Origin of the sequence: Sphaerisporangium dianthi, from assembly GCF_042654065.1 — a bacterium.
In the GTDB taxonomy this organism is placed as follows: domain Bacteria; phylum Actinomycetota; class Actinomycetes; order Streptosporangiales; family Streptosporangiaceae; genus Sphaerisporangium; species Sphaerisporangium dianthi.
Window position 1 is genome coordinate 40183 of sequence record NZ_JBHSFP010000024.1, and the last position, 12080, is coordinate 52262.

Annotated in this window: 12 protein-coding genes; 5 read left to right on the plus strand and 7 right to left on the minus strand. The window is 69.9% G+C overall.

Going from position 1 to position 12080, the window contains the following annotated elements:
* Positions 1–43 precede the first annotated feature (43 nt).
* On the minus strand, positions 44–742 hold the full coding sequence (locus ACFO60_RS28030; protein WP_380845637.1) for an NUDIX hydrolase: 699 nt from the start codon (positions 740–742) through the stop codon (positions 44–46).
* Positions 743–1157: 415 nt separating this feature from the next.
* Between ACFO60_RS28030 and ACFO60_RS28035 the strand changes: the two genes are divergently transcribed.
* Together ACFO60_RS28035 and ACFO60_RS28040 are read left to right on the plus strand one after the other, a co-directional pair.
* Positions 1158–1469: a calcium-binding protein gene (locus ACFO60_RS28035; protein WP_380845640.1), complete on the plus strand. Its 312-nt coding sequence runs from the start codon at positions 1158–1160 to the stop codon at positions 1467–1469.
* Positions 1470–1472: 3 nt separating this feature from the next.
* Positions 1473–2654, plus strand: coding sequence for a hypothetical protein (locus ACFO60_RS28040; protein WP_380845643.1), 1182 nt, complete (start codon positions 1473–1475; stop codon positions 2652–2654).
* Positions 2655–2718: 64 nt separating this feature from the next.
* On the opposite strand, the gene ACFO60_RS28045 is transcribed toward ACFO60_RS28040, so the two are convergent.
* Entirely contained in the window at positions 2719–3147 is a 429-nt protein-coding gene (locus ACFO60_RS28045) for an MEKHLA domain-containing protein (protein ID WP_380845646.1), read from the minus strand.
* A 530-nt stretch (positions 3148–3677) separates the two neighbouring features.
* Between ACFO60_RS28045 and ACFO60_RS28050 the strand changes: the two genes are divergently transcribed.
* The gene (locus ACFO60_RS28050) at positions 3678–4892 is read left to right on the plus strand and encodes an HNH endonuclease (RefSeq protein ID WP_380845649.1); all 1215 of its coding nucleotides are present in this window, start codon (positions 3678–3680) and stop codon (positions 4890–4892) included.
* 146 nt (positions 4893–5038) lie between these two features.
* On the opposite strand, the gene ACFO60_RS28055 is transcribed toward ACFO60_RS28050, so the two are convergent.
* Positions 5039–5650 carry a TetR/AcrR family transcriptional regulator gene (locus ACFO60_RS28055; RefSeq protein WP_380845652.1) on the minus strand — a complete coding sequence of 204 codons (612 nt, stop codon included), beginning with the start codon at positions 5648–5650 and terminating at the stop codon, positions 5039–5041.
* A 95-nt stretch (positions 5651–5745) separates the two neighbouring features.
* On the opposite strand from ACFO60_RS28055, the gene ACFO60_RS28060 reads away from it, so the two are divergent.
* Positions 5746–6624: an aldo/keto reductase gene (locus tag ACFO60_RS28060; protein WP_380845655.1), complete on the plus strand. Its 879-nt coding sequence runs from the start codon at positions 5746–5748 to the stop codon at positions 6622–6624.
* A 151-nt stretch (positions 6625–6775) separates the two neighbouring features.
* Positions 6776–7708, plus strand: a complete 933-nt coding sequence (locus tag ACFO60_RS28065) for a DUF2332 domain-containing protein (protein ID WP_380845658.1) — start codon at positions 6776–6778, stop codon at positions 7706–7708.
* Positions 7709–7894: 186 nt separating this feature from the next.
* On the opposite strand, the gene ACFO60_RS28070 is transcribed toward ACFO60_RS28065, so the two are convergent.
* The 4 genes from ACFO60_RS28070 to ACFO60_RS28085 form a co-directional block, all read right to left on the minus strand.
* Positions 7895–8878, minus strand: coding sequence for a hypothetical protein (locus tag ACFO60_RS28070; protein WP_380845661.1), 984 nt, complete (start codon positions 8876–8878; stop codon positions 7895–7897).
* Positions 8879–9158: 280 nt separating this feature from the next.
* Complete coding sequence (locus tag ACFO60_RS28075) at positions 9159–9683, minus strand: hypothetical protein (protein WP_380845664.1); 525 nt, start codon at positions 9681–9683, stop codon at positions 9159–9161.
* Positions 9684–9686: 3 nt separating this feature from the next.
* Positions 9687–10910 (minus strand): macrolide family glycosyltransferase, encoded by a 1224-nt coding sequence (locus tag ACFO60_RS28080; protein WP_380845667.1) that lies wholly within the window; start codon positions 10908–10910, stop codon positions 9687–9689.
* Positions 10907–11785, minus strand: a complete 879-nt coding sequence (locus ACFO60_RS28085) for a patatin-like phospholipase family protein (RefSeq protein ID WP_380845670.1) — start codon at positions 11783–11785, stop codon at positions 10907–10909. The genes ACFO60_RS28080 and ACFO60_RS28085 overlap by 4 nt, the downstream gene beginning before the upstream one ends.
* Between the last annotated feature and the right edge of the window lie 295 nt (positions 11786–12080).

The following is a 12080-nucleotide window of genomic DNA, read 5'->3' on the forward strand; positions in this document are numbered from 1 at the left end:
GTGCGATCCGAGCTGTCCGACTGTCAGGAATTCCGGGTCCGGATCAAACCGTGCGGACCATCGGGGGGTAGAGCACTTGGACCGGTCCCGCCTTGAAGAGCCGCGCAGGGCGGCCGTTCTCCGTTCGGCGCATGGGGCCGGCTGTCACGATAAAGCCGCGCGCGCTCTGGACCTTGCGGTAGAAGTTCCGAGGATCGAGCTGGACTCCCCACACTGCCTCATAAACTTGCTGGAGTTCGGAGATTGTGAAGGTCTCACCGCAAAACGCCGTGGCCAACGTCGTGTGCTCGAGCTTGGCTCGGGCACGTTCGACGCCGTCCACAAGGATCTGCCGATGGTCGAACGCCACTTCCATACCTGCGGACAAGATCTGTTCCACCGGCGTCCAGCAGGCACCGGCTGCGTCCGTACCGGCGACGGGCTCCGGCAAACGAGGGGCGATCGCCAGATAGGCGACCGACACCACACGACCGCGAGGGTCCCGGTCGGGTTTGCCGTACACCCCGATCATCTCGAGATGCACGTCAACCAGACCGGCTTCCTCTGACAACTCCCGACGCGCCGCCGCTTCGATGGCCTCATCTTGGTCACGGAGAAAGCCTCCCGGCAGAGCAAGGGCGCCCTTGAACGGCTCTACGCCACGTTCGATCAGCAGGACATGCAGGCGGGCATGCCGGAGAGTCAAGATCACCAAGTCGACCGCGAGCAGGACGCTCGGTGCCTCCCACTGCCCCTTGGTCATGGGTCCACCGTAGCTTATTGTCGATCTGACAGGAACCCCTGAATGCCCAGATACCCGGGCCGTCTTTCTCCATCGGTCCATAGGGTGGCCAGGGGCCTGATGCGCTCTTCGGACATCCTCAGCCATCCGGTATCCGAGACCAGGCGCCCCGGATTTCGGGCGTGGGAGGAACGGGTGGCCAAAACGGCTCCTGTCACCCTCGACGCCCGGGGTCGAATCGCTGGAGCGGCGTTTCACTCTCACCAACGTCAGCCTGGCGTTGGATGGCGCCGCGCCGTCGATCCTGGTCTGGACCAGGCGCTGCGGAGTTCAGCATGCCGGCCACTGGCCGCCGTGTTCGCCCCGCGCTGGGAGGTCAGCGGGGAGTAAGAGATGAGTGCTTCCGGCACGCCGATCCTGGTTACGCTTCATCGCTATGGCGAGAAGATCCAGGGCGGAACTGGACGCGCTGGTCGCGGAGGCCATCGTCGACGCCTATGACGAGCACGAGCAACTCTCCGGGTTTCACGTCATGCTGGAGGAGCACTTGTCCGTGCCCTTCACGACGATCGTCCTGGGCGTCGAGGTGACGGTCAAGAAGATCGACCTGCTCCCCGGCAGCGGAATTGTCGCGATCTGCACGCGCGGACCCCACCGGCAGGCGATCGGCATCTGCGATCTCCCGCTGCCCACGCCTTCGCAGGAGGGCTCGGAGTGGATCGACGCCTACAGTCACTGGGTCGGGTGACCGGTGAGCGAATACCAGTACTACGAGTTCCTCGCCGTCGACCGTCCGCTGGACGCGCGGCAGCAGGCCGAGGTCCGCGGGCTGTCCACCCGAGCGCGGATCACCGCCACCAGCTTCAGCAATGAATACCACTGGGGCGACTTCAGCGGTGATCCCAGGCGGATGATGGAGCATTACTACGACGCCCACCTCTACCTGACCGACTGGGGCACCCACCGGGTGATGCTCCGCCTACCACACGCGCTGCTCGATCTGGACGTCGCCGAGCGTTATCTCGTCGGCGACCAGGTGACCGCCTGGATCTCCGGTGAGCACCTCATCCTCGACCTCACCAGCGACGCGGAAGAGGAGTACTGGGAAGAGGATGTCGAGCGATCGCTGTCGGCCATCGTCGGCGTCCGCGCCGAACTCGCCGCAGGAGACCCGCGACCGCTGTATCTGGCCTGGCTGGCCGCTTACGGCACCTGGGAACGCGATGAGGACGCCTTCGACGACGCCGAGCAGGACGAGATCGAGCCGTCCGTGCCGCACGGCCTCGGCACGCTGAGCGCGCCCCAGCAGGCCCTGGCCGACTTCCTTCGCCTGGACCCCGACCTGCTCGCGGTCGCGGCCGAGGCGAGCACTCCCCTGACCACCGTCCGGGATGATCCTCGGGAACTCGCGCGATGGCTCAAGCACCTCTCGCCGAGCGAGAAGGACGACCTGCTGCTCCGGGTCGTCCAGAACCAAGCGGCGGTCCAGGTGCGGATGGAGCTGTTGCGCCGGTTCCGCGGCGAGCCCAAGAGCGACACCGATGCGGTTCCCCGGCGCACGGTCGCGGAGCTGCTGGACGCCGCGGCAGTCCGCCGCGGGGAACGCGAACGCCGCGTGGCGGCCGAGCGCGCCGAGCAGGAGGCTCGTTGTGAGCGCGAACGAGCGCTCGCACGCGAGAAGCGGCTGGACGAACTGGCCCGTGACCAGGACGCGGCCTGGTCACGGGCCCAAGCGCTGATCGCCACCAAGAAGGCGAAGGAATACGACACGGCCGTCGAACTGCTCAGGGATCTCCGAGCGGTCGCCGAGCGCGCCGGCCGCCTCGACGGGTTCGTCCGGCGCTTCGCCCTGCTCCGCCAGGAGCATCTGCGCAAGCCGAGCCTCATCGAGCGTTTCGACCGCGCGGCACTCAGCGCCCGTGCCCGTGGCTGACGACGACGGCTCTTTGCGGTGATCGTTCGCGGGCGTTCACATCAGATGCTCGCCGACGAAGGTGTCAGGCGTCTTGCCAGCGTGGGAAGGTCGCCGCCTGGCCTACGAGTTGGTCTCCGTCCATCAGGTTCCACATCGTCACGTCCTCGATCCAGAACCGGCGGCCGGACTTGGCGATGCGCCGTCCCCGGTAGCCCGTCGCGAAGCCGTCACGGTGCACGGTGTCCAGGAGTCGCTGGCGGTCCTCCCGCCGATCCGGCTCCGCGGAGAGCCGGGAGGGCAGGCCGACGAACTCCGCCCAGTCGTACTCGAAGCATCGCTGAGCGGTGACGTTCGCGTAGGTGAAGCGGGGGTCGTCCGCTCCGTCGTGCGCCAGCACGCCGAAGGGCGCGTCCTCGTACAGCCAGCGCGCCGTGGCTCCAGGGCCCACCAACGGGGTGCCGACGAAACGCAGGTGAGAACCCACCAGCAGGTCGAACAGGTCGGGGTTCACGGAACAGCCGTTCTCCGATTCGGACTTTTCGCCCGTAATCATACGAAACCCGACATGTGTCCGTGGCGTTCACCGCTGGAGCAGGTCTATGGCGTGCCGACTGCTTGAGTCCTCGGGAAGGAGCGTGACGAGCCGATGCGGACGGCGCCGGATCGGCCCGCCGGGCGGCGCGGTCCGGTAATCGACTCCCCGCCGGCCGGGTCCAAGGACGGCGGGCCCATCGCGACCGCCCGGCCGGCTCCGCTCAACCACCACCCTCGAGCGGTATGTCCGGAATCCCTGAGGCACCTCAGCGGTACACCGACCGCTCACCGTGCACGACCCGCCGCGCTCACTGGTCATCGATGGCCGCCCGGCGAAGCTACTGAGTCGATCAAGCCGGTAGCCGGGCCGGTTCCTGCCAGGCGTCGCGGTCGGCCGTCGCGCACCTCATTCTCGGATAAACCACCTAATCACGACAAAGCGCTCAATCCCGTTATAGGTCCGTTCGGTGTAGCACCGTATGCGATAGCTGCTCATATCATTCACCGGTGGCACTTTCCGATCTTCGGCGTGAAATGGTGCTGGCGGCCATGACGGAGTACGACACCTTGGGCAGGGACGTCTTTCTCGAGACCCACGGATACGGTCCGGCGCGCGGCTACTTCGTCCGGTACGACGGCAGGCGGTACGACTCCAAGGCCATCGCCGGAGTGGCGCATCGTGGCGTGGACGGGCACCCGTTGCGAGCCGGGGACTTCTCCGGTGGGAACGCCACCGTCGCCCGCGTGCTGGAGAATCTCGGCTTCGAGGTCACCAGGCCGGACAAGTTCGATGATGGGCAGTACGTGGATGACCTGATCCACCAGGTCCGCACCCTCAAGACGGCCGCGTCGGCCACCCCTGGCGAGCGGAAGCGGCATCAGCCGTTGACCCTGCTCTGGGCCCTTGGCCGGGTGTCCCGGGGCGAGGAACGTCTGGCGCCGTGGAGCGAGACCTCCTTCGCCCTCTCGGCGCTCCTGCGGAGGTTCGGCCATCCAGGCGACGGCGCGCATGCCGAGTTTCCGGTACTCCACCTGCATCACCAAGGGCTCTGGGACTTCCCTGGTCACGAGGACGTGCCACGGGCGAGCGGCAGCGCGGCGCAGCGGTGGATGCGGGAGCTTCAGCCGATCAGCGGTTTGCGCTCATGGGTGCACGAGATCGTCACCGAACAGCCCGCTGTACACGCGCGGATCGTCCTGTGCCTCCTTGAGGAGTACTTCCGCGACGTCGACCGCGACGCGCTGCTCGCGGCCACCTCGCTCGCTCCGGAGCCCGACGTCGATTCACCGCTTCAGGAGGATGCCTCGCCTCTCCCGAAGGGCACCTCGGTGCCCGGCCGGCGCAGCGGTTCGACCAGCCGCGTGATCCGGGACACCGCGCTCGCGGAGCAGGTGAAGCTCGCCCATGACCACCAGTGCCAGATCTGCGGTACCCGGCTGGTGACCAGGCGGGGCGGCTACGCCGAAGGCGCCCACATCCGGCCGCTCGGCTCGCCGCACGACGGTCCCGACGAGCCGGGCAACCTGCTCTGCCTGTGCCCCAACCACCATGTCCTGCTCGACGGTGGGGCGATCAAGATCACCGACGATCTCGCAGTCGTCCACGTCTCGACCGGCCGGCCGATCGGCCCGCTCAGGCTCGTGGAGGGGCACCGGCCGGAGATCCGGCATCTGGCCTACCATCGGCACCTCTGCGAGGAACCGCCACCGCTGGGGAGATGAGCGTGCGGGGCCTTGGTGACCGACAGTTACATGGGCTCGTGTCATCCCCTTACTTACGACCGCCATGCGATGGTTGGGCGCCGTACGGGTTGGAGGCGGTTCTCAGGCTGCGTGGATCGGGCGCGCTTTCAGGAGGTCCTTGGCTTTCAGGAGGGGTGGGTCGTGGGGTGGGTCTTTTGGGGGTGGTCGTGGGTTAGGAGGCCGTCGACGAGGAGTTGCAGCATTCGGGTGGCCTGGGCGATGTCGGCGGCGGTCAGCATGATGCCGGCCATGCTGGCGGAGATGTCGGCCGGGTGGACGTCGGCGCGCAGGGTGCCGTCGGCCCGCCCGGCGTCGAGGATGGTGGCGATGGCGACCTCGAGGTGCTCGCGGGTGTTGCCGGAGCTGATCGCACCGCTGGCGATCACCGCGCGCAGGGCTTCGGCCATGCCGTGTTTGGTGGCGACGAAGTCCTGGTAGCGGCGCATCCATTCGCGCATGGCGTCGGCCGGCGGCAGATCGGTCACCAGTCGCGCGGCCATGGCGCACAGGCGGGTGAGTTCGCTGCGGTAGACCTCTTCGACCAGGGCTTCGCGTGATGGGAAGTTGCGGTAGAGCGTGCCGACGCCGACCCCCGCCTCGTGGGCGATGGTCTCGATCTTGACGGGGTCCGGGCCGGCGGTGAGGGCGCGGGTGGCCGCGTCGATGATGCGCTGCCGGTTGCGCTGGGCATCCCTGCGGGCGCCGGGACGTCGCTCGGACTCGGAAACCGCGATCACCTCTCAAGCGGAATCGGTTCCGCTTCTGCTAGGGTCGAATCGAACCAAGCGGAATCGGTTCCGCTTACGGTCATCGTATCCGGAGGTCCACACCCATGACCACACCGCGTGCGTACGCGTACGGAAAGCTGGGCGATCACCATGTCCTGCGGGTCGGCCTCGGGGCCATGCAGCTCGAACACGGGGACCCCGCGGAGGCCGTCAAGGTCCTGCGCCGCGCGGTCGAGCTCGGCGTCGACCACCTCGACACGGCCCAGTTCTACGGCACGGCCAACGACCTCATCAGGACCGCTTTGTACCCGTACGCCGACGACTTGCGGATCGTCACCAAGGTCGGCGCGGTGGCCCATCCGACCGAGCGGCTGGTCGCCGCCCAGAAGCCGGCGGAACTGCGGGCGTCGGTCGAGGACAACCTGCGCGCCCTCGGCGTCGAACGCCTCGCGGTGGTCAATCTTCGTCGGGCCGACGTGCCGCCGGGGATCACCGCCGGCGGCGACCAGGTGGTCGACCTGGACGAACAGCTGGCCGAGCTGATCGCGCTGCGCGACGAGGGCAAGATCGGCGGCATCGGCTTGAGCCACGTCAGCCTCGCCCAACTGCGGCAGGCTCTTCCGGCCGGCATCGTCTGCGTGCAGAACCTGTACAACGTTCTCATCCGTGACCACGAGGACGTGCTGACCGAGTGTGCCGGGCAAGGCATCGCCTGGGTGCCGTACTGCCCGCTCGGATCGGCCTTCGACCAACTGCCCAGCGTCACCGACGACCCGGTGGTCATCGCGCATGCCGGACGCCTCGGCATCACCCCTGCTCAGGCCGGGCTCGCATGGCTGCTCGGCCACAGCTCGGCCACGCTGCTGATCCCCGGCACCCGCGACCTCGCACGCCTGACCGACAACGTCGCGGTCACCCGGATCGAACTGGACCAGGAAGCGATGACGGCCTTCGACGCACTGGCCGAGAACGCGCTCGTGTGAGCGGAATACGCCCGCAGAGCGGCTCGAGAGAGCCCAGAACGATCCAGCTCAAAGGCACTTCTCTCGTATAGACGATCACGACCGGCAGAGCTCGCCGTGAAAGCGCCGGGCCGACGCGTCGGGTCGCGGCCCTCTGCGCGATGATTCGGGTGTGACGACTGCTGCGCAGTACGCGGAGTTCGCCGCGCGTGAGGCGCACGAGGTGTCGCCGGTCTATGAGCGTTTGTCGGTCGCGGTGTCTCGCGACGATGAGGTGCTGGCGCTGCTGGGCACGCTTCCGGAGGCCAAGCGGCAGCCGAACCTGCTGTTCGGCGTCGTGCGGTTGCTCGGCGGCTCGGTCGAGGACCCGGGCGCGTTCCATGACTACACGGTGGCGAACTGGCCCGCGATCGAGGCGGAGATGCGCGCCCGGGCCACGCAGACGAACGAGCCCGGGCGGTGTGCCGTACTGCTGCCGGTGCTCGCCGAGCTGCCGCAGCCGCTGGCGCTGCTGGAGGTCGGCGCGTCCGCCGGGCTGTGCCTCTACCCCGACCGGTACGCCTACCGCTACGGCGACCACGTGGTCGGGTCCGGCGAACCGGTCCTGGAGTGCGCGGCCACCGGACTGGCGCCGCCGCCGGGCGTACCCGATGTGGTGTGGCGGGCCGGCCTGGATCTGAACCCGCTCGATGTGACCGACTCCGCGGACCTCGCGTGGCTCGACGCCCTCATCTGGCCCGAGCACGCGCACCGCCGCGCCCGGTTGCGGGCCGCGGCGGCCGTCGCTGCGGCCGAGCCGCCGCTGCTCGTGCGCGGCGACCTGGTGGACGACCTGCCGGCGCTGGCCGCGCAGGCGCCGGCGGGCGCGACGTTGGTGGTGTTCCACACCTCGGTGATGTACCAGGTGCCCGCGCCGCGGCGGGAGGCGTTCGTCGAGGTGGTACGCGGGCTGCCCGGGCACTGGATCGCGAACGAGAGGCCGGGCCTGCTGCCCTATGACGCGCTGCCCGAGCCGCCCGGCGGGGCGCTGCACGTCCTTGCTCTGGACGGGGTGCCGCTCGCCTGGACCCGGCCGCACGGGCAGGCGATCAGCTGGTTCGCATGACTTCGCATGACTTCTTATGGCTCTGTTGGACAGGTCGTGGAGGGCGCCGTGCGGCAGGCATGTCAGGCCGTCCGAGACGCTTCGGGCGACGGTCCTTCATGGTTGAATCGCAGGCCGCGTCGCCGGGAGGCGGCCATTGGCCGGCGGGACCGGCTGGTGAGATGGGCGGGCCGCCGTGGGTCCTGCTCAGTTGTGTGCCCGCGGGGTCATCGTGGGTTCTGGTGGGCTTTCGGGCGACGAATCGTGTGTGGGAGTGGGCGCGCCGGCGCAGTGGGTGCGGATGAGGGCGATCACGGTGTCGGTGGTGTGGGCAAGGTAGGTGCGGCCGTCGGGGAGGCGTGCCTCCGGGCTGATGTAGCTGCGGCGGCCGAGGTGGGTGGCCGGGTCGAGCCGGTGCGTGATGATCTTTCCCGTGCGGGCTGCCCGGTTCCATCCGCTGCGGCGGAACAGGCGCCAGCGTTGAGGGAACATCCAGGTGGCGACCCGTTCGATCCAGTCGCTGTCGCTGGTGAGCTGGTACAGGCGTTGGGCGTGGGTGAGGTCGTTGGCGCCGTTGTGGAATCCGCCGAGGGTGATCAGCAGGAGCGGGGCGCGTAGCCGGGTGTGCAGTTGTTCGACCGCGCCGGTGGCGACCTGGGCGCCGCCGCTGTAGCTGAGCAGCACCACGGGTGTGCCGCTGCCTGACTGGTACCCGGCGAGCCGCAGGTGACCGGCTATCTGGGCGCCCACGGCGCGGTTGTACAGGGGACGGTACCGGCGGTCGGCGGCGACGAAGACCTGCATGACGTTGTGCAGGAACAGCAGGAGCCCGATGTGGTGGCGCATCCACTCCCATACGGGCCGGTTGACGAGCGGGGCGGCCAGCGGAGAGTAGGGCTGCACCTGGCCCAGCACGCGCAGCTCCGGCGCTCCGGCGATCACGGCCTGGACTAGCTGGCCACCGTCGCGGGTGTCGTGGAAGCGGCGTTTGCCGATGCCGTCGAGATAGACCAGGTAGGCGTCCGGCGGACGGTCTGGGTCCGCGCCGCGCGCGTAGGGCATGCCATGTGGGAGCTCGGTGGTGGGAGTCCCCCAGCCGGCGGTGTACGCCATCACCTCGTAGCGGGCGAGCAGCGCCTCGGCGAGCAGGATCGGGCCGAGCACCAGGACGAAGATCGGGACCTCGGTCACCAGTGCACCACCTTTCTCGCGGGCACTGTTATAGGACGCTTTCTCGCAGGCACGCCTACGGGACGCCTTTTCGCGGGCACCGCTATAGGAAGAGACTCGGCGGGAGCCGGAGTGACGGACATGTGAGCGGCGCCGCCGTCCGAGGTGACGGACATGGGAGCAGCCCCGCCGTCCGAGGTGACGGACATGGGAGCTCCGCCGCCGGGGGTGACGGTGAGGTGAGCAGCTTCGCCGTCCGGGGTGACGGTGATGTGGGAAGCGCCGCTCTTCGGGGTGGGGGTCATGTTGGGAGCTCTTGCGGTGTGGGCGTGTTGATCTTTATGACGACGTACCTGACCGCTTCGACGGTGATGCCGAGGCCGATTCCGGCGAGGGCCACGCAGCCCGCGGCGGTCCACCAGCCGAGCCCTGTCAGTGTGGCGAGCGGGGCGGCGAGGCTTGCTCCGACCCCGACGAGAAGCAGCAGGTGCAGCAGGGGCCCGAGCAGCGGGAACGCCAGGACGGCGGCCAAGAGCAGCGGGGCCGCCAGGCCGGGTGTCCAGGTCAGCGCGTCGGCACCGGTCAGGGGGGCGGACGGGTCGCCGGGCGGCTGTGCGCAGCAGGACGGGAGCGTCAGCCCGGCGAGGGTCCGCGCGGTCAGTGGCCACAGCGCGAACACCGAGCCCTCGATCAAGGCCCCGGTCAGCAGGAGCGCGATCGTCCGGGACCGCGAGGTGCCGGGCCGTCGCGCCACCATGGGCAGGAGACGCCCGAGGGCCTCCGACAGTCCCGCCAGCAGCAGCAGGACGGCGACGACGGGTGACATCGGTCAGCGCTCCCGTGGGGAGTCCGCCGTGACCGCCCGGCCGCCTCGGCCGACCCGCCGCAGATAGCGCTCGAGTTCGTCGGCGGCGCGCAGGTAGCCGCCGGCCTCGCGCTGGGCGATCCGCAAGGTGGCCGCCGCGGCCTGGAAGCGCGGCTCGTCGAGCAGGCGGCGGGCCAGGGTGTTCAGGGCGTCGGCGGTGGCGTCCTCGGTGCGGATCGACAGGCCGGCGCCCAGTTCGACGACCCGGCGGGCCACGAGCGGCTGATCGGCGCCCTGCGGGACCAGCAGCATCGGGACCCCGGCGTACATGGCCTCGTTGACGCTGTTCATCCCTCCGTGGGTGACGAACAGCGCGGCGCGGGCCAGCACCTCGGGTTGCGGCACGGATCGGCGGGCGATCACGTTGTCCGGCAGCGGCTCCAGCGCGGCCGGATCGACCTCTCCGGTGGAGATGACCCCGGTGCCGCCCAGTGGTGCGAGCGCGGCGGCGAACTCGCGCAGCAGCCGCGGGCCGGCGTTGAACACGGTGCCCAGTGAGGCGTACAGCACAGGGTCTCGCAGGCGGTCGACCGGGAACGACGGGTCGTTCGGGCGGGCGCCGAGGCTCGGGCCGACGAAGCGGTACGACTGGTCGAACGAGTCGGCGCCGGGCTGGAACGCGCGTGAGGTGAAGACCAGGTTGAGCGGCTGGCGTACGTTCAGCAGGTCGAGCAGTGGCAACCCGTGGGTGGCGTAGCGGCGGGACAACCCCCAGCGCGACCACAGGTAGCCCTGCGCGGTGCGGGACCGGGCCGCAGCCGTGGCGAGCAGTTCCCACGAGGCGCGGGTGGGGCTGGGCACCTGCCGGTTGAACGCGAAGGTGGTGAACAGCGACGCCGCCGGTACCTCGAGTTCGCGGGCGGCGACCGCGCCCCAGGGGCAGGCTGCGCCGTGGACGATCAGGTCGGGCCAGGACCGGCGCAGATCGGAGAGCACGGAGGGCAGCAGTCCGGTGGCGGTGCGCGCGAGCCCGTCCAGCATCGTGAGCGGTATCGGCGGGTCGGGGAGCGGCCGGTCACCCCCGGGGTAGAGGCGCACGGTCGCACCGGTGGCCTCGATCTCCTTCGAGAACGCGGCCGAGGTGTGGTACGTGACGGAGTGGCCGCGGCGGACGAGTTCGGCGACGACCGGCAGCGTCGGATTGATGTGCCCGTGCATCGGGATGTTGAGGAACGCGATGGTGCTCACAGGCCGACCCCCCCGATGGAGGCGGCCGGCGCCTGGCCCGGGCCGGCGGGTACCGCGGGAGGGGCGTCGCCCCGGTACAGGCCGGGCCCGGTGACGTGCAGGCCGTCGAGGAAGCGGCCCGCCGCGAGGGTGGCGGTGTCGATCAGCCGCTGGGCGTGGCCGAAGTCCCACGGGGCCGGCCAGGCCTCGATGCCGGTCGGCACGACGACGGTCGGAATCCGCTCGGACACCTCGCGCAGGTCGCGTTCGATCTGGTGGTGCAACAGCAGCAGCGCCGCCCTGGCGGCGACGGCGCCGGCCCGCATGGGCGTGATGATCGGGCGCGGCGGCCGACTCGTCGGACCGGTCGACACCACCACCACGCTGGCCGCCCCTGCCTGCAGGGCCGCCCGTACCGGGACGAAGGCGATCACTCCGCCGTCGACGAGCGTCCGGCCGTCCCGGTCGACCGGGGGCAGTACCCCCGGAATGGCCGCGCTGGCCAGCAGGGCGGACGCGAGATCTCCGTGGTCGAGCAGCGTCTCGGCGCCGGTGGCCAGGTCCATGGCCACGGCGGTGAAGGGCACCTCCAGCTGTTCGATGCGGGGCGGCAGCCCGGCCTGGGCGATCAGCCTGCGCAGGCCGCGATCGCCGAAGACGCCGGCCCGCGAGGACAGGTAGCCGAGCGGGAACACCTCCCGGCGCCGCGCGTGGGTCCACACGTGAGCGAGCCAGGGGGCGGCCGTGCCGGGGTGGGCGGCGGCGATCGCCCCGTTGAGGGCGCCCACCGAGGTTCCGACGATCAGATCTGGGACGAATCCGCGCTGCTCCAGCGCGTACCCGATGCCGACCTCCGCGGCCCCGAGCACTCCCCCGCCGCCGACCACCACTGCCACGGGGCGGGGAAGGGCGCGCAGACCCGGGGAACCCGGGTCTGCGCCGGGCCGGCTCGACAACGAGGACCACGTCCCCTTGTCGTCCGTGATGGCGTGACGCCGCTCGTGTCCATCGCCCGGCGTGTTCTCCCTTGCCGACGTCGTGGAGAGCCGGGGAGGCCGATCTCGGCGACATGTCACGTTCATGGTCCGCCCTCTCTTCTCGGCTCCGATTCAGTCGTTCCACCGGCTAAGACCGGGCCGTCACGAAATCTGTGACACCGCCGGCCGGGCCGATCGAGCCCGGATCGGGCCT